Source organism: Mesorhizobium sp. M1312, assembly GCF_040318115.1.
Lineage (GTDB): Bacteria > Pseudomonadota > Alphaproteobacteria > Rhizobiales > Rhizobiaceae > Mesorhizobium.
This window is the reverse complement of the sequence record NZ_JAMYLQ010000031.1, coordinates 72,720-92,579: the sequence shown is the minus strand read 5'-3', so window position 1 is coordinate 92,579 and position 19,860 is coordinate 72,720. Positions and strand designations below refer to the sequence as shown.

The 19,860-nt window shown below is 58.4% G+C and carries 17 protein-coding genes and 2 pseudogenes; 7 read left to right on the top strand and 12 right to left on the bottom strand.

Annotated features, from left to right (window positions below; translation table 11 throughout):
• Positions 1 to 23: 23 nt before the first annotated feature.
• Entirely contained in the window at positions 24 to 179 is a 156-nt protein-coding gene (locus NKH36_RS28045) for a hypothetical protein (RefSeq protein ID WP_352483792.1), read from the bottom strand.
• A 1,032-nt stretch (positions 180 to 1,211) separates the two neighbouring features.
• On the opposite strand from NKH36_RS28045, the pseudogene NKH36_RS28040 reads away from it, so the two are divergent.
• From NKH36_RS28040 to NKH36_RS28030, 3 genes and pseudogenes are all read left to right on the top strand, one after another.
• A pseudogene (locus tag NKH36_RS28040) lies at positions 1,212 to 1,513 on the top strand (nodulation factor ABC transporter ATP-binding protein NodI); the annotation flags it as partial.
• Positions 1,514 to 1,654: 141 nt separating this feature from the next.
• On the top strand, positions 1,655 to 2,725 hold the full coding sequence (gene gmd / locus NKH36_RS28035) for a GDP-mannose 4,6-dehydratase (protein ID WP_352964594.1): 1,071 nt from the start codon (positions 1,655 to 1,657) through the stop codon (positions 2,723 to 2,725).
• A pseudogene (locus NKH36_RS28030) lies at positions 2,725 to 2,832 on the top strand (GDP-L-fucose synthase); the annotation flags it as partial. The gene gmd and the pseudogene NKH36_RS28030, both read left to right, overlap by 1 nt.
• A gap of 577 nt (positions 2,833 to 3,409) precedes the next feature.
• On the opposite strand, the gene NKH36_RS28025 reads toward NKH36_RS28030, so the two are convergent.
• Together NKH36_RS28025 and NKH36_RS28020 are read right to left on the bottom strand one after the other, a co-directional pair.
• Positions 3,410 to 4,486 carry a type I restriction enzyme HsdR N-terminal domain-containing protein gene (locus NKH36_RS28025; RefSeq protein ID WP_352895867.1) on the bottom strand — a complete coding sequence of 359 codons (1,077 nt, stop codon included), beginning with the start codon at positions 4,484 to 4,486 and terminating at the stop codon, positions 3,410 to 3,412.
• Positions 4,487 to 5,162: 676 nt separating this feature from the next.
• Positions 5,163 to 5,954: a thermonuclease family protein gene (locus tag NKH36_RS28020; protein ID WP_352964591.1), complete on the bottom strand. Its 792-nt coding sequence runs from the start codon at positions 5,952 to 5,954 to the stop codon at positions 5,163 to 5,165.
• Positions 5,955 to 6,566: 612 nt separating this feature from the next.
• Between NKH36_RS28020 and NKH36_RS28015 the strand changes: the two genes are divergently transcribed.
• From NKH36_RS28015 to NKH36_RS28000, 4 genes are all read left to right on the top strand, one after another.
• The gene (locus tag NKH36_RS28015; RefSeq protein WP_352964590.1) at positions 6,567 to 7,904 is read left to right on the top strand and encodes a hypothetical protein; all 1,338 of its coding nucleotides are present in this window, start codon (positions 6,567 to 6,569) and stop codon (positions 7,902 to 7,904) included.
• A 172-nt stretch (positions 7,905 to 8,076) separates the two neighbouring features.
• On the top strand, positions 8,077 to 8,712 hold the full coding sequence (locus NKH36_RS28010) for a hypothetical protein (RefSeq protein WP_352964589.1): 636 nt from the start codon (positions 8,077 to 8,079) through the stop codon (positions 8,710 to 8,712).
• A complete protein-coding gene (locus NKH36_RS28005; RefSeq protein ID WP_352964587.1) occupies positions 8,712 to 9,896 on the top strand; it encodes a hypothetical protein in 1,185 nt (394 codons plus the stop codon). Before NKH36_RS28010 ends, NKH36_RS28005 begins: the two co-directional genes overlap by 1 nt.
• A 5-nt stretch (positions 9,897 to 9,901) precedes the next feature.
• Positions 9,902 to 10,939, top strand: coding sequence for a hypothetical protein (locus NKH36_RS28000; RefSeq protein ID WP_352964584.1), 1,038 nt, complete (start codon positions 9,902 to 9,904; stop codon positions 10,937 to 10,939).
• A gap of 551 nt (positions 10,940 to 11,490) precedes the next feature.
• Here NKH36_RS28000 and NKH36_RS27995 read toward each other — a convergent pair.
• Genes NKH36_RS27995 through NKH36_RS27955 form a run of 9 tightly spaced genes read right to left on the bottom strand, consistent with a single transcriptional unit; the run spans position 11,491 to position 19,858 of the window.
• Positions 11,491 to 11,775 (bottom strand): DUF2274 domain-containing protein, encoded by a 285-nt coding sequence (locus NKH36_RS27995; protein ID WP_352964581.1) that lies wholly within the window; start codon positions 11,773 to 11,775, stop codon positions 11,491 to 11,493.
• A gap of 11 nt (positions 11,776 to 11,786) precedes the next feature.
• Entirely contained in the window at positions 11,787 to 13,004 is a 1,218-nt protein-coding gene (locus tag NKH36_RS27990) for a TraB/TrbI/VirB10 family type IV secretion system protein (protein WP_352965298.1), read from the bottom strand.
• A 10-nt stretch (positions 13,005 to 13,014) separates the two neighbouring features.
• A complete protein-coding gene (trbG, locus tag NKH36_RS27985) occupies positions 13,015 to 14,043 on the bottom strand; it encodes a P-type conjugative transfer protein TrbG (protein ID WP_352964579.1) in 1,029 nt (342 codons plus the stop codon).
• A complete protein-coding gene (trbF, locus tag NKH36_RS27980) occupies positions 14,033 to 14,764 on the bottom strand; it encodes a conjugal transfer protein TrbF (protein ID WP_352964578.1) in 732 nt (243 codons plus the stop codon). Before trbF ends, trbG begins: the two co-directional genes overlap by 11 nt.
• A complete protein-coding gene (gene trbL, locus NKH36_RS27975; protein ID WP_352964576.1) occupies positions 14,765 to 16,087 on the bottom strand; it encodes a P-type conjugative transfer protein TrbL in 1,323 nt (440 codons plus the stop codon).
• A gap of 36 nt (positions 16,088 to 16,123) precedes the next feature.
• Positions 16,124 to 16,849 carry a P-type conjugative transfer protein TrbJ gene (trbJ, locus tag NKH36_RS27970; protein ID WP_352964574.1) on the bottom strand — a complete coding sequence of 242 codons (726 nt, stop codon included), beginning with the start codon at positions 16,847 to 16,849 and terminating at the stop codon, positions 16,124 to 16,126.
• Entirely contained in the window at positions 16,846 to 19,284 is a 2,439-nt protein-coding gene (gene trbE, locus NKH36_RS27965) for a conjugal transfer protein TrbE (protein ID WP_352964573.1), read from the bottom strand. The genes trbJ and trbE overlap by 4 nt, the downstream gene beginning before the upstream one ends.
• On the bottom strand, positions 19,278 to 19,550 hold the full coding sequence (locus tag NKH36_RS27960; protein ID WP_352964570.1) for a VirB3 family type IV secretion system protein: 273 nt from the start codon (positions 19,548 to 19,550) through the stop codon (positions 19,278 to 19,280). The genes trbE and NKH36_RS27960 overlap by 7 nt, the downstream gene beginning before the upstream one ends.
• Positions 19,550 to 19,858 (bottom strand): TrbC/VirB2 family type IV secretion system protein, encoded by a 309-nt coding sequence (locus NKH36_RS27955; protein WP_352964568.1) that lies wholly within the window; start codon positions 19,856 to 19,858, stop codon positions 19,550 to 19,552. The genes NKH36_RS27960 and NKH36_RS27955 overlap by 1 nt, the downstream gene beginning before the upstream one ends.
• Positions 19,859 to 19,860 lie beyond the last annotated feature (2 nt).

Below are 19,860 nucleotides of genomic sequence, written 5' to 3'. Positions count from 1 at the left end.
CTTAACTGCCTCAACGTAACATGTCATTTGCGGGCGTTTCCTGAAGGACGGATGTGCAGGACCCGCCAGCCGTCGAATGTCAGGCGCAGGCCATCCACGTCATTTATGGCCATCATGGCGTCCGGTCCCATCGAAAGATGCGACACGGCGCCCTCTGACGCTTTCAAGTGCGCCAACATGGCGCAACTCCTGCCGGATAGCTTTCGAGCCGGCTGGACTGAGCGACTGGCACGCGATGCTGTGCGACGACGGCCGAGAGAGGAATTTTGGCGTCTGCAGCCATGTGGAGGATCGTTCCGACGGTTCTGCGGGTTCTCGGTGTCAGAGCCAACACCTGTGCGAACCCGCTCTCGTCCGTTTTCGACAGGCCCTTGAGGTTCATGACCCATGCACGCCTGTCGATGCGGCGATCATCGCCTCGGCCAGCGAAGACGATGAAGAGGGCCATTGGGTCAAGCACAAGGGCCGACCGGCGTTTCATTGCTTCAAAGCCCATTTCGGTGCCTACGCCGATACGGCCCTTGTCGAGGAGATCGCGTCACGGCGCCCACACCGAGGACGGCAACGCCGTTCCTGATGCTCTGCCCGACAATCCCGGCGAAGTGTTTGCCGACAGCGCCTACCGAGGCAATCATCTCGGCGACGCGGTGCGCGCAAGGGTGGAAGGCCGCGCATCGTCGCAACCGCTATGTGGGGGCGCGACGAGGCCGAAAGCTCGACGCATGGAACCAACCGATCCACAGAATTTGTAGTCGGATCGAGAAGATCTTCGGCACCTGTAGCCGGATGCGATGGCGAGGGCTGGCAAAGCGGCCGTTCAAATTCGCCGCACTGCGATCGCCTACAGGTATGAAACACAGTTTGATGGTCGCCTCGTCCCGCCCATCGTTGAAGCCCAGCCACCGTTTTCGGGCTAGCGCGCCCGAAATTCCATGGAGGTCAATACGTAATGCCCTACCCGCGCTTTTCGCCGCCGTCTCAGATGTGCAGCCGCCGACTGACACGAACTTTGTCTTCGCGCGGAGCGAAACCTCGCACCCACGACTTTGTGCCGCCGATGGGGCCGCGCTGCCCAAACAATCCATTTTGTGGATGCACCTCATCCAAACAATCGATTTCACTGATCAAAACAATTTCCATTAGAAGACGCTGAAGCAGGCAATGATTAAGATTACTTGGTTAGCGCAAAAGAGCGGTAAGGTGGAGTTGTCGGCTTGGACCCACATGCCCGCCATATTATCTGAGAACGACTACGTGCCCTGTTGGCGCAGGGCAAGACGATTCTACTGGCCACCCACTTCGTGGAAGAAGCGGAGCGGCTATGCAACCGACGTGCGTGCTTGAGAACGGACGTGCGTCCTCACTCGCTGATTGATGAGCAAATCGGGTGCGACGTGATTGGAATCTATGTCGCTCACCGCGTGAGCTGAGTTCGGCACTCAGGCCGCATGTGCGACTTAGGCAGGTTAGCGGCGAGACTCTGTTTTGCTATGCCTCGAAGCAGGAGCAGGTGTGCTCGCTGGCTGACACTGTCAATGACGAGCTCCGCGCCGCATCTGTCGAAATCCTACCATAGGGTATGGGGCGGGCCGCAGTTTGCTGGCGGTGTGGCGAGCCAGATTCGAAACTTCAACTATAATAGAGCAGGAAGAAAATGGGCGAGAACAGGAAAGTTGCTCTGGTTACGGGCATAACGGGACAGGATGGTGCCTATCTTACCCGTCTTCTGCTGGAAAAAGGCTACATCGTGCATGGGATTAAGCGACGTTCCTCTTCCTTCAACACGGGTCGCATCGAAGACATCTACCAAGACCCGCACGATCCCGATCCGCGCCTAATTTTGCATTACGGTGACCTCACTGATGCGACCAATCTCATCCGAGTAGTTCAGGAATCCCAGCCAGACGAGATTTACAACTTGGCCGCTCAGAGCCATGTCCAGGTGTCGTTCGAAACGCCGGAATACACAGCAAACGCCGACGGTATCGGAACATTGCGACTTCTTGAGGCGATCCGCCTCCTCGGTCTGAAGGACAAGACCCGCTTCTATCAGGCCTCGACTTCAGAGCTCTACGGCCTCGTGCAATCCGTACCGCAGAACGAAACAACGCCCTTTTATCCGCGCAGCCCTTACGCCGCCGCCAAGCTCTACGCCTACTGGATCGTGGTCAACTATCGCGAGGGCTATGGTATCCACGCTTCCAACGGCATTCTCTTTAATCATGAAAGCCCACTGCGCGGCGAAACTTTTGTGACGCGCAAGATCACCCGCGCCGCCGCTGCTATCTACCTCGGCAAGCAGGACAAGCTTTATCTCGGCAATCTCGATGCTCAACGCGATTGGGGCCATGCGCGTGAGTACGTGCGTGGTATGTGGACGATGATGCAGCAGGATCAACCGGATGATTACGTGCTGGCGACGGGCAAGACGACCCCTGTCCGCCAATTCGTCGAATGGGTTTTCGAAGATGTTGGCGTCGAGCTCGAATGGCGTGGTGAGGGAGTCGACGAAAAGGGCTATGATGTCGAGACCGGCAGATGCCTAGTCCAGGTAGACCCACGCTACTTCCGCCCCACGGAAGTCGATCTTCTCCTGGGCGACGCCACCAAGGCGAAGGAGAAGCTCGGCTGGGTGCATGAGACATCCGTGCGCGAGCTCGCCGCGGAAATGGTGCGGGAAGACCTCAAGGTCATGCAGACATCGGTAATAATGAAGGAAGCATAATGTACGATCTGAAGGGAAAAGCCGTGTGGGTCGCGGGCAACAAGGGTATGGTGGGCAGCGCTGTTGTACGCCGCCTCGCGTCTGAAGACTGCAAAGTTGTGGCCGCGGAAAGCGGTAGTTCCGTTACCGACCCATAACCAACCGGCAGTCTGTAGTTGATTGGTCCACAGCGGAACCTGCGGCGCGACAATGAAGCTGCGAGCGTTGCGTCAATTAAGATGAGAATGCTGGCGGGTTGGAACGCAGGGAGGGCGTAGCCCGACTGGAGTTGGACGGCCGGAGCACATCTACGAGCTGACGCCCGGGACCCGTTCTGGCTCTAGCCTCGTAACCGACCCGGGCGGCACGGCCAACCGCTCCCTGTCCACCGGCGAGTCAGCTTAGGGGCGCTACTTGCTCGTTGGGACGAGACCAACGACCGCTTCCCACGTCGGCCGGACCTTCCAGAGCCTAATCATGCAATCTGAAGTATGAACCCGCCAACCGACCGCGTGCGTCGTCAGTATCAGTGGGGGCAAATTCGCCGGGAACAACTTTTATTCTGGAAACAACATGGCATGCTCATCTGCCGAAAGACGTCTGGCGGACTGAGCCCATTGAAAGTTGATAAGGCACATGGGCGGCACATGCGCGGGATCAAGTTTCGAAGAAGGCGCGTAGCGCGGACTTCCGAACCGTTCAAAGTCATGAAGCAATCGAGGGCGCCGCGATTGCCCCGGAAAGATATTCCTTCGCGGTAGCTCGCAAGCGATCGGCGTGGTCATAGATTTCGTCGAGCGAGTCGATCTTAACCTTCTCTTCCTTCTCACAATCGAAAAGCCCAAGATATTTAACCGACCTGTTAAACCACAGCCGGGCCAATGGCTTACGGTTGTTGTTGTCGACCAGGATCCCGCAATAGCTTTTCTGATCGCGCATGATCACCCTGGCTGGCTTTAAAAGGTCCCGGACGATTGCCCGCACAACCATGAAGCCCTCTCGCTCGTCCTCAGTGGTCACAACCTCTTCTTCGGCGCCAAGTCCGTCGGCGCCAATTTCCGAAACCTCAGTCTCGGCCAACGCTGTGGAAAGACGTGACTGAACGGATTCTCGAACGATCTCGCGAAAAGCCGCTTTGACCATGGGTGTGAATTGCTCCTTCACCTGGGCGGTGAACCGTCCTTGGTAAAGGCCCCCAGTCACCATCCGCACAAAATCCTCTGGTGGATTCTCCATCACGCTTCCAATTTCTTTCTTGATCGCCGATGTATATTTCAAGCGGTGAGCGGATTGCAGAATCCCATCCACATTGAAATCCGCTTTCGCGAATTTCTTCAACTCGGAGATCAATTGCCCCTGTAGGTCCGAAAGATCGAACGTGAGGAACGGTCGGTCATCGAGCTTGTTTGGTGCAACTAAGTCCGTATGAAAATGGAACGCGCGACCGTTCGTCAAAATGGCGAATTTTGCATTAGTGACGGAAAAATACCTGTATAACTGCGCGAGATGTACTCGATCAAGAACTGTGGTTATCGGTTTGCATTCAACAAGAATCCTGATTTCCCCGTCAATTTTTATGGCGTAGTCAACTTTCTCGCCCTTCTTCCCCACTGCGTCGGCACAAAATTCAGGGATGACCTCGTCAGGATTGAAAACGTCGTAATCTAACGCTGAGAGAAAAGGCAGTACTATCGCTGTCTTTAAGGCCTCCTCTGTAAGCATTGCGCTCGAATGCGTCTTGATGCGATCAGCAAGAACGCGAAGTTTTTCTTCAACACTCATGAGCCCCTCCCCCAAATTGAGATAGGTAAGATCGTGCAAAAATTCCGTTTGCGCAAGTCAATGTAATCTGGCCTCTTAGAAAGAGGCGAATGCCACATACGCGCATACAAGGGCGCTCAACGATTTGCGATGGCCGGTTTGACGTGCACGGTCCGATATCGACATGCTGAGGAGGCTACCCGGCTCGTCAAGACGGAATGCCGTGCGACCAGCCGATGTGTTCAAAATGGCTGTGAGGTCGAGCACGCAGCGCGGAACCCAGCGACGTATGCCCGAGCCCTACACGACTAACCCATCCGACTGGGTACAAAGCCTCTCAGGGGCTCTTAGGTCTTATATTCTTGTGAAATTAGACGCTGTACTGGCCCTCAAGCTAAGCTTCATGTGAAAACCCGCGTGCGGGCCATTGTTTTCCTTTGATTGAACCCTCGTTACCCTTAAACTTGACGTATGAAGTACGTGAAACACAACATACGTCGGCCACCTGACCTGCCGGCATCTTACAGCTCTGGATCAGGCTGTTGCAAAGGGAGCACTTGGGAAACCTGTTTCTTTCGATCTATTTCTTGAAATCCTTTGGGAATGTGGTTCGATCCACGAACAAGCGTATGTCGACCATCTGAAGGCCTCCGGTTTCTCCGGTCAGGGTCGGTCACAAGCTGACCATCGAGCACAATCAGCATAGTGACTCGCACGGAAGGCCATCGCTGTCGCGGTCCAGCTTCCCGCCCCAGGAGCAGTTGTTCAAATACCAATTTGCCTCGTCACATGAACTGATCTGAGGGCATGTTCGGCGGGGTTGGCAGGACCAACTTTGCGCAAGAGCATGCGGGCTGAGCAGGCCTAGTGGCTTGCTGGGCGAATGTTCGGCCTCCCGGTGGTTAGTGCGCCAGTCCCAAGGCGCTTGAAAAAATCCGATCCAGATGCCGCGCTTTGAAGCCTTTGCCGCAGCCTGTTGCGAGGCATAGGCTCCACTGCTGTATTTCGGCCAATCGAGCGCATGACCGTTCTCGACCAACCAGCCAGCAACGCTAACCGCGTCCACACGAGTACAGTTGCCAGCGTAACGGCCATATCGATCCCAACTGACGAACTGGCAGCGGGTCGGCCTTGATTTCGAAAGAAACTCGTGGAGGGCCGCTGCTGCCTTTGCACCGCAGTGGTAGCGAAAGCCCTTTGCGTCGTCGCATAGTTGGCTGCTTTCGGGAGCGTCAATGCCGTTGAGGCGAATGCGCTGCCCATGAATTTCAATCGTGTCGCCATCAATGACCGATGCGACTCCCTCGAGCGGGCCCAGGTCGTCCAGAGACCGAAGGATTTGGAGTTTTCCCAAATCGGAACGGCCCACACTGACATAGCCGACCGCCACGAGAGCCGCTAAACATTTCGCAATCCAAATGGACGCTCGGAGAGGTCCTAGCCGTCCAGATTCTGCGGATTGCCTGCCGAAGCGAGTGATCTTGCCCATCACATCAACCGCCGGTTGGGCTCACGCCCCTGGCTGGCGGCCAGCCAACGTCCCGATGATCACGAACCCCCTTCATTGCCTAAGCCCTCCCAAAGCGCAAATAACATCGCGCAATGTTAATGTGCGCGCAAGGGGAAGAAGCAAATGAGGCCGTGAAATTGCCCGGATGGTCAAAAAATCGTGCGAGCTGGCGGTCTCGATTTTTGGTCTTTTACTTCGACATTGACAGGAAGTTCGCTGCGAAAACTACTGAGTGGCCGCCGTTTTTGCTTACGTGGTATGGCGGCCGATCGATATTTAAGTCGTCGTGGAAATCTGTAATATTAGCGATGTGACAGATTGCCTGACAGGCTCCCTACGCCCGGGTAGCACCGTGAACTAATTCCATCCACCGGAGAATAGCGGCGCCTCGTGAAATTGGCGCGCCTTGACGTTGCCACTCTTTTACTTCTACTCGGTGTTCCAACGAAAAGCGGGTAACTATGGGCGGGACGCATTTTGGTAAGCAGGGCATTATCGGGTCTGTTGGAAAGCGCGCGACGGCCGCCTCACGATAAAGTCGCCTCGATTGAGACTTTTCCTGATCTAGATGCAAACCGTATCGCAAGAGAGATGCGGCTCGAAGATCTCGGTCAAGAACGAGGCGAAAGGAATGAGCCCCCTTCCATCTCCACGTCCCTTGACGACATTGAAGCCGCGATCATCGAACGCGTCGAAATGGAAAAAAAACAGTCTCACGGTGCGCTTGAAGACGAGCTTCGCACCTATTCCGAACGCCTCTCCTCACTGGATTTTGAGGGTAAGTTCGCCGCCATTCGCCATGCCGCTCCTGCATGCGTTGGCGAGTTCAAGGCCGAAGTTGCGAAAGGGCTGGATGACCTACACAGCCTACGAGACAATTTCCGAGAGGCTCACAACGAGCGTGACGAATTCCGCCGCACGCATAACCTGTCGCGTAGCGCACGGGTTCAGGGCCGCGCGAGCACGTTTTTGAAGATCGCTATCCTCGTCTGCATCTTTGTATTCGAGACCATTCTGAATGGACAGTTTTTGGCCGTCGGCAATGAAAGTGGCTTGTTAGGGGGTATTGCCCTAGCTTTCTCCTTCGCATTTGTGAATATCGCTTGCGCCTTGATTCTTGCGCTATTTGGCGTGGTTCAACTCAATCACCGCTCTTTGCTTCGCAAACTCATAGGTTTCGTGAGCCTGGCATTCTACATCGCGGTCGCGCTAGGATTGAATCTTGCCCTGGCACACTACCGTGATGTGTCAGCAATATTGGCCGAGAACCCGGGTCGGCTCGTCATGGAGCGCATGCGGCACACACCCTTGCAATTGGACGATGTAAACTCGTGGGTGTTTTTGGCAATCGGCACATTATTCTCGCTCATCGCGTTTATCGATGGGCTGTTTTTGTCAGACCCTTATCCCGGCTTCGCTGCTACGCAGAAGCGGCTTGAGGAGCGCCGGGCAGCCTATTCCAGGGGGCGGCGGGCGCTTATCGACAGACTCAGCGACATTAGAGATGATTACCGCGATGAGATGGAGGAATTGAACCGTGACCTCTCCGTCCGGCGCGGAGAGCATGATGCGATCCTTACCAATCGCGCACGCTTCATCCAGCTATTTGCAGAACACCAGAATCAGTTGGAACGGACTGCAACGCTGCTCCTGTCTACCTACAGGGAGGCAAACAAGGCAGCACGTAGTACCAAGCCGCCCAAGCGCTTCTCTGCCCCATACAAGCTTCAACGAATACCGGTCGTTGCAAGCATGGCAGGCGAATGGAGAGGCGAAGAACTGCGTGATCGAATTCTTGCGACACAGGATGTGCTGACCGAGCAGGTCGGTGCCATTCACCGAGAATTCGAGAACGCCGTCGATCGTTACCGCCAGCTCGATGAACTCGTTCCGGAACAAAGGGCTTCACATGTCGCGCCGTCAGCGTAGTAGGCGGCGCCCCGGTGACGCTTCCGAAATCGGAAAGATTGTTACCGCCGCGGCGATTCTCCTGGTTTGTGTCGCGATTGCCGTTTTCTTGGGCTACTCGTATCTAAGTCGGCCAGCACGAGTAGCCCTTTCACAGGAATCGCTTTGTCCGGAAGATGGGCCACATTCCAAGATGATCGTGCTTCTCGATCGATCCGACAATCTTCCCGACATCACCAAAAGCGAAATAAAGACCTACCTTCTGGACATTGCTGACACGACCCCGAAGTACGGCCTATTGGAGCTCCGTCTGCTTGACCCAAACATTGCGGGTGGCGCCGTTGTGTTTAGCAGGTGCAATCCTGGCGATGGCTCTGATCTGAGTGCTTTCGATTCCAATCCCAAACTAGCCAAAAAGCATTGGAAGCAAGCTTTTCAGGACCCCCTCGAGGCCGCCCTTAAAAACCTGGCGGGGTCCCCGTCTGATACCTCACCCATCATGGAAACGATCCAGCGTATTGCCGTGGATCAATTTTCCGGCCGCAAAGCGGAGGAGATGCCAAAAAACCTCACGGTCATCTCCGATATGATCGAGCATGTGTCAGACTATTCACAGTACAGAGGCAACTTAGCGTTCGAGGAATTTGCGCGCACGCCTGCCTATCGGCGCTTGCGAACGGATCTTCATGGCGCAGCGGTGACGGTCAAATACCTGGTTCGTCTGAACACTAAGATCGACAGCGCGAAGCACATTCAGTTCTGGCGTGATTGGATTGCAGAAAGCCATGGCTCGCGGCTTGATGCCGACAAGCTTCAGGGAGCTGGATAATGGCGCGCGAAGCTGAAGAACGGGCCGGCGATGCCTGGTACACCGCAGGCATATTCTCCCTTTTTGTCCTTTTTGGTTGCGGCTTTATCATCGCTGCCAAACTGGACCGCTATTCGGCTCTCGTAGTCACCGCGACCCCGGTTGTCGTTATGCTGGTTTACGCAGTCGTGGTAAAAGCCATCCGGTTCTTGCGAATTCGCGACGATCAAGCCGGCGACAATCTTTACTACATGGGTTTTCTTTTCACGCTGACGAGCCTCGGCGTATCCCTCTATCAATTCTCGGCGGATGGTGCCGCAGAAGAGATCGTCCGCAATTTTGGCGTGGCAATCGGCTCAACCATCGCAGGCGTCGCGCTTCGAGTGATCTTCAATCAGATGCGTCGCGATCCTGTTGAAGTCGAACACGCGGCGCGTCTGGAGTTGTCCGAAGCTGCGCGCAAAGTCCGCCGCGAGTTGGACAAGACGGTGGTGGAACTCAGCCATTTTCGTCGCTCATCGCACCAGGCGATTTCGGAAGGGTTTGAAGAAGTCCGACGCGGCATGCAGGAAGTTTCCGGCCGAATTCTCGGCAACTTCGAAGATATGACGTCTCAGGCCCGTAAGCCGTTTGAAGCCGCTTCGGAAAGCTCGAGCATTGCATTGACGTCACTTGCCCAAACCATAACTGAAAGTCTGGAGACCGCGGCAAATCATCTTGCCGATGAGAACAAGAAGCTTGCCAGTGCTGCGACACGCATCATCAGTCAATTCGAGGCGACGACCGATAAGCTGGCGGCGATGCAAACTCCGGACAACATCATCGAAATCAAAATCGAGCCGCTCGTTAGTTCATTGTCCAAGGCGGTCGAAGAATTTGGCGTTCTTGTTCGAAGCCACGCTGACGCCGGTTCCCAAGTTGTTGCCGAGAGCCGCTCCACAGCAATGGAAATTCGATCGAACAGCCATGCCATTCGTGAGCTTGCTACGGCCATCTCATCGTCGTTGACAACGATCCAAAGCAGCGTCCGTACGATCGAAGTCCACGAAGAGCGCTTCCAGCCAATCACGGAGGCTATCAACTCAGCGAGCAAAAAACAGACCGAGGACCGGGCTCTTATTCACGTCATTGGCAGTCGACTGGAGGCCCTTTTCCGACTGCTAAGTCAACGCCAGCCGCCATTGACAACCGAGCCGAAAGAGTAGCACGAATGCAAGGTCGCGCGGCGATCGCAGATGACATGGCGGCGTACCGTCGGGGCGTTGTCCTCGGACTGACCATGGCAGAGATCATGCTCCTTTTGGTCTTCTGCCTGCTCATAGCGACCTCGGTTGTGTTTACACGCTACAAGGCCCAGAACCTCGACCTTCAAAGCAAGCTCACGGCACTCAACACGCAGGTGTCCGAGCTTGAGAATGAGCAAAAAACGCTTAGAGAGTTACTCGACAAGCTTCGTGAAAACAGTGGCCCCCCCGAGAAAATTGCCGACAACTGGGAGAATCTTTCAACGGATCTTAGGTTCGCCAAACAAATCGACCAAGCAGGCCTGCCTCGCGACGAGTTGCTAAAGCAAGCTGCCGAACTCAAGGAATTACTGCCCTCCCTTACCTCTGGCGTAACAGCTGAGAAGATCTTTGCTTCCCTCCAAGAAGTCGAAACGCTGGAAAAAGCAAAAGCCTCCCAAAAGCTCAGCAGGGTCTCCATTGAGGAACTCATCCGCCTCGCCAAGGCCGCTCAGGATCGTGAACAATCAAGCACTGGCGAGCACGATTGGCCGCCTATTATCCCCTTGAGCGAAGCGGACGGTTACAGCTTTGCTGTGGGCAAAGCGGATCTGACGCCGGACTTTGAGCGACGCAAATTGGCACTTGTCGATCAAGTTGCAGACCTGATCTCACGATATAAAGTTGATGTGATCGAAGTCGTGGGGCACACGGACGAGCAGCCGATGGGTGCGAATCGTTCCAATCTTGATGACGACCTAATCGCTGCATTGACCGGAAAGGTTCCGATTGGCCTACTCACCCCGGCCGACAATGCTGGTCTTGGCATGGCCCGTGCCGTATCAGTCGCAAGCGTTCTCCTAGCCGATCCCCGCTTGAAGGGCATCAAGATTGTCCCATTCTCGGCCGGTCAGTTGGTGCTTCCCGGCGACAACCTTTCTAACGGCAGCGCAAAAGGTGACGTAAAAGAGCGGCGGCGCATCGAAATCCGCATGCGGCGTTCTGCACCGATTGCCCATAGGTGAACGAGATTCGCAACGCCGCCTGCGCAATCGGTGCTGCGCGCTCGAGCGGGCAAGTTTTTTTAATGCGAACGCCGTTTCTCGCTTGAGCCTTATAGAAATGGCAGGCTTCCCTTTCCAACGTCCGGACGATTGCCGGAATGACCGTGCGGGATGACGCGAGGTCTACCCGACGTCTTTCGGGATGGTAGCGTAGCTTCGAACTGCTATGCAACCGCGCGCAAATAAGCCGTGAGCAACCAGCTGGTCGCGTGGGAATGCGAGCTGAATGGCAGCTGCCCAGATTCGATAATGCTGGTAATTACACTGGCACGGAGGGACGGTTCGATCTGTACTTCAATTGATGCGGTAGCGAGCGTGGAGTATAACATGACGGCGTTAGCTGCAGTGGGATTGGACGAGCCGCGAGAGTTCATTCCTACTACTCGCGAGGAATGGATTTCTTGGGTTGCGGATCGTGTCGCCGAAACGGACACGGTTTGTCGTAGGCAAGTTGCTTCAATGCAATCGCCTGTCTGACGGTGAGGTTTTGCGTAAAAGCGTCCCACTCGGACTCACTGGACGCTGTTGCTTACTCTGATACCTGATTGATGTCGCGATTTCTCCGACTTGCCAGCATCCGGGAAACCTTCCTTTCTGGCCTTGGCAAACGCTCGATCGCTCTCCAGGAACTCCGCAAGCATGAACGGGATGAGTTCCGCTACCGATTCGGACTCGCCATAGGTCTGACGATAAAGCGCCGCATAGTCCTTCAGTGCTTGGTTCAGGTCTGCACTTACGCTTATGGTGATCTTCGAAGGTGTCCGATCCGGAAGTTTGCCGAGTTTCAGATTGGTCATGATGACTCCAGTCAATTCGGGTACGGCCGCAGCACAAGATCCTTGTGCACGATGACGCGCAGTGGCCAACCGGGCCGGACAGTGATGGTGGGTTGGATATTGAGGTTCTTCTCGGTGATGCGCTGGCCCGCCCGATTGACGTTCTGCTGAGCGGATTCGCGGATTGCTTTGACCAGGTCGCTTTCCTCTTCCCCGAGGCTCAGCTCCGTGCCGACCCCTAGCAACGTGGCCAGCGCAACGCCTTTGATCAGCTCCCAGGTGTGGAAATCCACCTTGTCCTCCAGCCCGGCATAGCCGGCGGTGTCCGTCGCCGGCAGATTGTCGATTTCGATCGAAGAGCCGTCGGGCAGCAGTATCCGTTGCCAGACCAGCAGCGCGCGCCTTTGTCCAAAGGCAACAACGCTGTCATAGGTGCCAATCAGGCGAGAGCCTTGCGGAATGAGCAAGGTGCTGCCGGTGACTGTGTCGTGCACATTCTCGGTGACCTGTGCGACGACGAGGCCGGGCAAGTCGGAATTGATGCCAGTGATCAGGCTCGCTGCGATGACGCTGCCGGCCATCAGCTGATACGGCGAAGCCGGCGTCTGCAGTGCATGCAGATTGTAGATTCCACTTGTGTTCCGCTGGCTGACAAAATCGAGCTTGCGCTCTTGATTGTTTTGGTCGCCCTCGGCCGGTGCAACGGAAGCTGAATCGCGTGCGGCATCGGATTGTGGAGCCGTTGCCTCAAAGGGTGGACGCCCGCCCTGCCCGTTGCCGGCGGCATCCGCTTGCCGGGGTCGATTTTCGATTCGGAAGAAGACGTGCGATTCGCGCGCCTCGATCGCCTGCTGAGCAAGTCGCTGCTCCTCGTCGGAAACCTCCTGGCCCGGCGCGATGCCCAGCTGGCGTTGGTGCTCAAGGATGGGGCGGCCGAGATCGCCGGGCAGCGGTGGTCCAAGCACCGGAGGCTTGGGCTTGATCCCGGAATAGTCCTTAGGCAGCCGTTCAATTGCCTCCGCGGTTGGCTTCCGCTCAGTGTTGTAAAGCTCTTCAGCCTGCTCTTTGATGCGCAGCGCCGGTCCCTGCAGCGCGATCATGGTGACGCCTAGAACGGTGCCGGAACCAACAGCTGCAATGGCGACAATAATGCCGCGCTTGAAGCGCACAGCGCGGCGAGGCGAGGCCCGCAGCTGCAGCTGTTCTGGATCGAGTTTCGGTGTAGCATCGGAGCGGGAAGTATCCGTCATGGGCCGTCCCTCACCTGCTGGAACGCGAAAAGAGCAATGTCCGCCGCGGCGCTTGCCTGGCGTCGGTCCTCGTGATGCGCACCACCTGCTGCTGCTTGGCGCCGAGGCGCAGTTCGGCTGCGGCGAAGAGGCGATCGACGATGTAATAGTTGCCACGCATGCGGTAGTTGACGAGCTGGTTATCCCCGTCAGCACCGACGATGAAGAGTGGCGGGGCCTCGCCCTGATCGATTCGGCGCGGAAACTCGATGTAGACCTTGCTGCCATCATCGAACGCGCGCGTTGGCCTCCAGGGCGGCATGTCGCCGGTAATCGAATAGCGGAAGCGAATATTTTCGAGAGCCACATTCGACGCCACTGGCATAGCGGCCTCGGCCTGCGCATTGCGCCGGCGTAGCGCGATGATCTGGTCCTCGCTGTAGGTCCAGGAGATGGCCGCCATGGCGGTCTTATCCGTGCTTTGAAGCTGCAGGTGATAGCTTCTCCGGTCCGTCGTGATCACCAGATTGGTGGCAAGTCCTGGCGCGAAGGGCTTCACCAGCACATGGGTGCGCTGGTCATCGCCGGAGCCACTGACGGTGTCGCCGATTACCCAGCGCACTGTATCGCCGGCCGACACGGATTGGAGTTTCTCGCCTGACTGCAGAGCGATATCGCTGACGCGCTCCGGTGCGGCATAGAGCTGGTAGAGCGCGCCTTCGGCAAAGGGGTAAACCTGCACCGCATTCACATAGCCATGTTTGGTGGGTTGCTGCGTCGCCGCCTTGTTGGCATCAGCGACACGTTCTTCAGGCGAGCGCTTGTCTTCAGCAGCCTTGCCCGGCTCGGGCTGCAACTGGCCGGGCAGCGGCAGCGGTTTCGGCACTTCGACGACCTTGACGGGCTTCTCCGGCGCCTTCTCGATTGCCGCCGGTTGGAACTTGGCAGCATCATAGGAAATCTGAGGTGGCGGCACCGGCTTCGAGGCACAGGCGGAGATGACCGCAGCCGACGCCGACAGGATCAGCGCAGTGCGGAGCGACGAGAGTCTATTTATCATTGGCGGGCTCCTTTGGGGGAACGGAAGTCTGCGCGGCACTGTCGAGCTCGCGCGACCAGTCGATGGCATTGATGAAGACGCCGAGCGGGTTTTTGCGCAGCTGATCGGTATTGTTCGGCGGCCGGATCACAATGGTGAGGATCCCGGTCCAACGCGCTGTGCTGGCGAGGCTGCCGCGCTCAAAGACCTGCTCGGCCCATTTGACTTGAAAGGAGCTGTCGGACGCTCGAACCACGCTCGTCACCTGCACCGAGACGCTGCGCGTGCCGATCTTGCCGAACGGGTCGTTGGCCTTAGCGTACTCGTTGAGAAAGAGGGCTCCACGGTCGGTGGCAAAGTCGTAGGCCGAGAGCCAATTCTGCCGCACCAGCACCGCATCGGTGGAAACAGAGCGGACATTCTGGATGAAGCGGCCGAGATGCCAGGCGATCTGGGCATCGGTGGGCTCGTAGTCCCGGATTGCCGGGGCGACGGCGCGCGCCTCGCCGAAACGATCTACCTCGACGACATAGGGCACGACGCGGCCCTGCATCGACTGCCACAAGAGTCCACCAGAGAGCCCGGTGGCCAAAGCGAGGCAGCCAAAGGCCATCAGGCGCCAGTTCCTTGCCTGCACGCGCGCTGTGCCGATGCGCTCGTCCCAAAGTTGGGCGGCCTTCTGGTATGGTGTGACGGGGTGGGGCGTCTTCCCGTAGCGTTGAACAGGTCGCTTGAAGAGCATCTAGTCTTCCTTATCATTGAGAGAGGGGTTGGCGCCGCTTCCACCCCGATCGCCATCACGGACGGCCTGCGTGGCGGCGTGGCGATGGGCGCGCGCGGTCTGTTCGGAACGCAAGCGCCTCGCCCACGCCGGCGCGGCATTGGCACCTGACGCGGCAGGGTTTCCGGTCATTGATGCGGTCGGCGTGCCGCCCGTCGCGGTCCAGGCGGCATCGCGGCCGGCATCGGCGCTGCGCCGGAATGGTTCTGTTGCAGATCGCATTCCCCGCATCGCGGCGCCGCCAGCTGCGCCGGCAACGCCCTGCAGTCCAGCAGCTACGCCGGAGAGGCCGGACTCGGGCGATGTTGCACGCCCCATCTGCCAAGCTGTGGAAGCAGCCGATCCCATGGCCGTGCCGGCTCGAACGGCGGCGAGACCGCCGCTGGTTGCCATGCGCGCGCCGGCAAGCGCCGCACCTGCGGCAACGAGCGTTGATCCGGCGGCCGCGGCGGTGGTTCCGAGTGCGGCGCCGGCGCCCAGCTGCGGCGCGCCAGAGACAAGCCCTGATGCGATCCCTGGCCCGAAAATGCCGAGCCCAAGCAGCGCCAACGCGCCCAGTACCTGTGACATGGCCGCGGCCAAGTCCGGCTCCTTGCCTTGCAGCGCGGAAGCGAACTCGCCGAAGAGCGTGGAGCCGATGCCGACGATGACGGCAAGCACCATCACCTTAATGCCCGACGAGATCACATTGCCGAGCACGCGCTCGGCCAGAAACGCCGAGCGGTTCCAGAGCGCGAAGGGCACCAGAACAAAGCCGGCCAATGTGGTTAGTTTGAACTCCAGGATGGTGATAAAAAGCTGGATGGAAAGGATGAAGAAGGCGATGAGGACCAGGAACCAGGCGAGAAGCAGCACGAAGATGGTCAGCGCGTTCCCAAAGATCTCGGGGAAGCCGACTAGCTGGCTCGCTTGATTGAGCAGCGGCCAGGCGCCCTCGAAGCCGGCCGCGGCAATGCGGCCTGGCCGCAGGAGACTGTCGGCGGACAAATTGCCGGACGAAGCGTTGATGCCGAGGCCGGCAAAGGAGCGGTAGATGATGTCGGCAAGGCTTCTGAAATTGTTCAGAATGAACGCGAAGGCGCCGACATAGAGCACCTTTCGGACGAGCCGACCGAGAATATTGGGTTCGCCGCCGAACGCCCAGACCAGGCCCGCGAGCGTGATGTCGATGCCGATCAGGATGGTGGTGAGAAAGGCGACGTCGCCCGAAAGCAGACCGAACCCGCTGTCGATATAGCGGATGAAGGTCTGCATAAAGCGATCGATGACGCCGAGGTCATTCATGTCGCCGCCTTCCTCGTTGTCTTGAAGAATTGCTGATCAGTTGCCTGGGTAGGCCGTACCGGTGCCCAGGAAACGCTTCGTCGTCTCGCGGGCGGCTTCCTCGGACTGCGCCTTGCGGGCAGCATCTTCGGCTTCAGCCCGGAACTGGGTCGCGAGCAGCGTCTGGATCTGGATCTGCTGCTTGGTCGAAAGCGCGATCAGCTGATTGGTGGCCTGGCTTGCCTCAAGGGCACCTGCCGCGCCCTGACTGCGGTTGACGAGATCGGTAAGCAGGTCGCCGTCGGCCCGCATGTTCTCCACAATCTGCGACTGCGCGCTCATGGTTTGGCGGAACGCCTGCATGGCGTTTTGCCAGCGCTCGCGCGCGGCGCTCGCCACATCGCTCACCTTGATTGTGGCGTCGTAGCTTTCCGGATATTGCACACGCCACTGGTTCTGAAGCTTGTCGAGATCGAAGCTCAAGCCGCTGGCCTGGGTCATCAGGCCGTCGATCCGTTGGAGCGAACCTGTGAGCTGGCCGACGGAAGAAAAATCCAGGCGCTGAAGGTTCCGCGCCATGTTCTGCAGCATCGTCGCTTGGTTCTGAAGCGACTGGATCTGGTTGTTTATCTGCTCTAGGGAGCGTGCCGCTGTCAGCACGTTCTGCGCATAATTCGACGGATCGAACACGATCAGGGCGTGGGCTGGCTGGACGTAGTCGGCCATCGGTTTGGCGATCAGGGAAACGGTGATCAGGCCGGTGAGAAGGCGGCGCCGCATCATGACGATTGCTCCTTGTCTGGTTGAGGGAATTGCTGGAGAAGCTCGGCAGCCCAATCGAGGCCGCGCGCGCTCAGGAACCGGGCGGCAAAGCTGTCCTGTCCGTGCTCCGACAGGACCCTGTCGATCAGGGTCTGCGTAGCCGGGTCGGAGGCGCCGGAAAGCGCAAGAGTGATCGGGCCGAGCCCGAGCTCGAAGAGACGGTTGCCTCGGCGCGACTGCAGATAGTAGTGGCGCTTCGGAGTGGCGCGGGCGATCAATTCGATCTGCCGCTCGTTCAGCCCGAAGCGCTCATAGGCTGCCCGCGCCTGCGGTTCCACGGCACGGTCATTGGGAAGAAAAATGCGCTGTGGGCAGCTCTCGATGATCGCCGCCGCAATGGAAGAGCCAGCGATGTCGGCAAGCGACTGCGTGGCAAAGATCACCGACACGTTCCTCTTTCGCAGCACCTTCAGCCATTCGCGGATGCGGGCGGAAAAGAGCGAGTTGTCCAGATAGACCCAAGCCTCGTCGAGCATGAGCAGGGTCGGCCGCCCGTCGAACCGCTCCTCGAGACGATGGAACAGATAGGTAAGCACCGGCAGCACAGCGCCTTGGCTGTGCATCAGCTCTTCGGTCTCGAAACACTGCACGTCCGACAAAGCCAGCCGATCTTCATCCGCATCGAGCAGCCGGCCGAAGGGACCGTCGAGCGTGTAGGGCATCAACGCGGCCTTGAGGGCATTGGACTGAAGCAGAACCGACAGCCCCGTCAGCGTGCGTTCCTGCGCTGGCGCGGTGGCAAGGCTGGTGAGTGCCGACCAGATTGCCTCCTTCACCTCCGGGGTGACGGTGACATTCTGACGGGCGATCCATTCGGCCGCCCAGCTGCGACTAGCCTGGTCGCCGATATTGCGCAGTGGTTGGAAAGCAACCGCACCATCCGCACCCAGCGTGTGGTGTTCTCCGCACATGGCGAGTGTTGCCGCACGAGCCGAATTGCCCTTGTCGAAGACATAGACCTGCGCCCCGGCATAGCGTCGAAACTGCATAGCGATCAGCGCAACCAGAACCGACTTGCCGGCACCAGTCGGCCCGACGACCAGCATGTGGCCGACATCGCCGACGTGTGTGGAAAGCCGAAACGGTGTCGACCCGCTGGTCTCTGCGAAGAGAAGCGGCGGGGATTCGGTCCCAGTCACGTTGGCCAGATGCTCGTTATCCACCGGACCGGCCCATGCCGACGACAGCGGCATGACATGGGCAAGATTCAGCGTGTGAATGAGCGGCTGGCGAACGTTGGCGTAGACATGACCGGGCAACGAGCCGAGCCACGCCTCGACCGCATTTATGCTTTCACGGATCGTGGTGAAGCCGACCCCATTGACTATGCGCTCAACCGCTCGGAGCTTTTCCGCGGCGGCCTGCCGATCCTTGTCCCATACCGTCACCGTTGTGGTGAGATAGCCGAAGCCGACGTGATCGCCGCCCAATGCCTGAAGGGCGGCATCCGCATCGAGCACCTTGTTGTCGGCGTCACTATCGACGAGAGGGACGGGTTCGTTGGTCACGACCTCGCGCAGGATGGCGGCGACCGATTTGCGCTTGGCAAACCACTGACGGCGCAACCGTGTCAGCGTCTTTGTGGCTTCCGTCTTGTCCAGCGGGATGAAGCGCGTCATCCAGCGGTAGGCGAAATCCTGATGGTTGAGCGCGTCGAGGATCCCTGGCCGGGTGACGTTCGGCAAACCAAGGATGGTGAGGGTGCGCAGATGCTGCTCGCCCAGCATCGGCTCCAGGCCGCCGGTAAGCGGCGCATCTACCAGAACGCCGTCGAGATACATCGGCGTTTCCGGCACGGCGACCGAATGGCGACGGGTCGAGATGGTGCCGTGCAGATACCTCAGCGTTTCGGCATCATCGAGCACGCGCACTTCGGGCATGAAGCCTGACAGAAGATCCGAGATCCGGTCGGTCTCGGCTCGGAACCGCCCCAGCTCTTCGCGCCAGTCTCTTGCGCCTCCCGAATGATGGGTGTCCACAAGTGCGCTTTCCGCCCGTGCCTGGGCGTCAGGCGGCGGCATGAACAGGAGGGTCAGATGATAACAGCTCTCGAAGTGGGAAACTTTGCCCTCGAAGGCCGCGCGCCGTTCTTCGTCGACCAGCCATGACGCTGCGTCGGGAAAACGCGAATTCGGGTAGCCCAGCGCTTCGATGCGCTCGGCCTCAAAGAACAACGCCCAGCCGGAGCCGAGCCTCCTCAGCGCATTGTTTGCTCGCGCGCAGACGCCGACAAGTTCGGCTTCCGTCGCGCTTTCGAGATCCGGACCGCGGAACCGGAAGGTCCGCTGAAAACTGCCGTCCTTGTTGAGAACGATTCCGGGCGCCACCAGTGCTGCCCAGGGCAGATGGTCGGCAAGCCGATCGGCCCTGCCGCGGTATTCAGAAAGCTTCAACATGCAAACCAGCCCCTCTGACGAAGATGCCGGACAAGCACTTTGGCGAAGTCTGGATCGCGCCTTGCGGCAAAGACCGCGAGCGTCTGGCCTGCGATCCAGAGCACCAGACCGGCGATCCACTGCTGCAAGCCAAGGCCGATGGCTGCGGCCACCGTGCCATTGAGGATTGCTACTGAGCGTGGCGCACCGCCCAGCAGGATGGGCTCGGTCAACGCCCGGTGAACGGGGACCTCGAACCCCTCGAAATGCTGCTCTCCGGTAGCCATCAGACGAGAGCCCCGCCACCGAAGGAGAAGAAGGAGAGAAAGAAGCTTGATGCCGCGAAGGCGATCGACAGGCCGAAGACGATCTGGATCAGCCTGCGGAAGCCGCCTGCCGTGTCACCGAAGGCAAGCGTCAGGCCGGTGGTGATAATGATGATCACCGCGATGATCTTGGCGACCGGTCCCTGCACCGACTCCAGGATCTGCTGCAGCGGCTGTTCCCAAGGCATCCCGGAGCCAGCCGCGTAAGCCTGTGCTGTGAGAAGAAACACGAGCGCGGCTGACGAAAGAAAGCGAAGCTTCTTGCGCATGG

Excerpts from the sequence above, each read along its gene's own strand:
- NKH36_RS28045 (WP_352483792.1), bottom strand. The coding sequence starts at position 179 with ATGTTGGCGCACTTGAAAGCGTCAGAGGGCGCCGTGTCGCATCTTTCG.
- gmd (WP_352964594.1), top strand. The coding sequence starts at position 1,655 with ATGGGCGAGAACAGGAAAGTTGCTCTGGTTACGGGCATAACGGGACAG.
- NKH36_RS28025 (WP_352895867.1), bottom strand. The coding sequence starts at position 4,486 with ATGAGTGTTGAAGAAAAACTTCGCGTTCTTGCTGATCGCATCAAGACG.
- NKH36_RS28020 (WP_352964591.1), bottom strand. The coding sequence starts at position 5,954 with ATGGGCAAGATCACTCGCTTCGGCAGGCAATCCGCAGAATCTGGACGG.
- NKH36_RS28015 (WP_352964590.1), top strand. The coding sequence starts at position 6,567 with ATGCGGCTCGAAGATCTCGGTCAAGAACGAGGCGAAAGGAATGAGCCC.
- NKH36_RS28010 (WP_352964589.1), top strand. The coding sequence starts at position 8,077 with ATGATCGTGCTTCTCGATCGATCCGACAATCTTCCCGACATCACCAAA.
- NKH36_RS28005 (WP_352964587.1), top strand. The coding sequence starts at position 8,712 with ATGGCGCGCGAAGCTGAAGAACGGGCCGGCGATGCCTGGTACACCGCA.
- NKH36_RS28000 (WP_352964584.1), top strand. The coding sequence starts at position 9,902 with ATGCAAGGTCGCGCGGCGATCGCAGATGACATGGCGGCGTACCGTCGG.
- NKH36_RS27995 (WP_352964581.1), bottom strand. The coding sequence starts at position 11,775 with ATGACCAATCTGAAACTCGGCAAACTTCCGGATCGGACACCTTCGAAG.
- NKH36_RS27990 (WP_352965298.1), bottom strand. The coding sequence starts at position 13,004 with ATGACGGATACTTCCCGCTCCGATGCTACACCGAAACTCGATCCAGAA.
- trbG (WP_352964579.1), bottom strand. The coding sequence starts at position 14,043 with ATGATAAATAGACTCTCGTCGCTCCGCACTGCGCTGATCCTGTCGGCG.
- trbF (WP_352964578.1), bottom strand. The coding sequence starts at position 14,764 with ATGCTCTTCAAGCGACCTGTTCAACGCTACGGGAAGACGCCCCACCCC.
- trbL (WP_352964576.1), bottom strand. The coding sequence starts at position 16,087 with ATGAATGACCTCGGCGTCATCGATCGCTTTATGCAGACCTTCATCCGC.
- trbJ (WP_352964574.1), bottom strand. The coding sequence starts at position 16,849 with ATGATGCGGCGCCGCCTTCTCACCGGCCTGATCACCGTTTCCCTGATC.
- trbE (WP_352964573.1), bottom strand. The coding sequence starts at position 19,284 with ATGTTGAAGCTTTCTGAATACCGCGGCAGGGCCGATCGGCTTGCCGAC.
- NKH36_RS27960 (WP_352964570.1), bottom strand. The coding sequence starts at position 19,550 with ATGGCTACCGGAGAGCAGCATTTCGAGGGGTTCGAGGTCCCCGTTCAC.
- NKH36_RS27955 (WP_352964568.1), bottom strand. The coding sequence starts at position 19,858 with ATGCGCAAGAAGCTTCGCTTTCTTTCGTCAGCCGCGCTCGTGTTTCTT.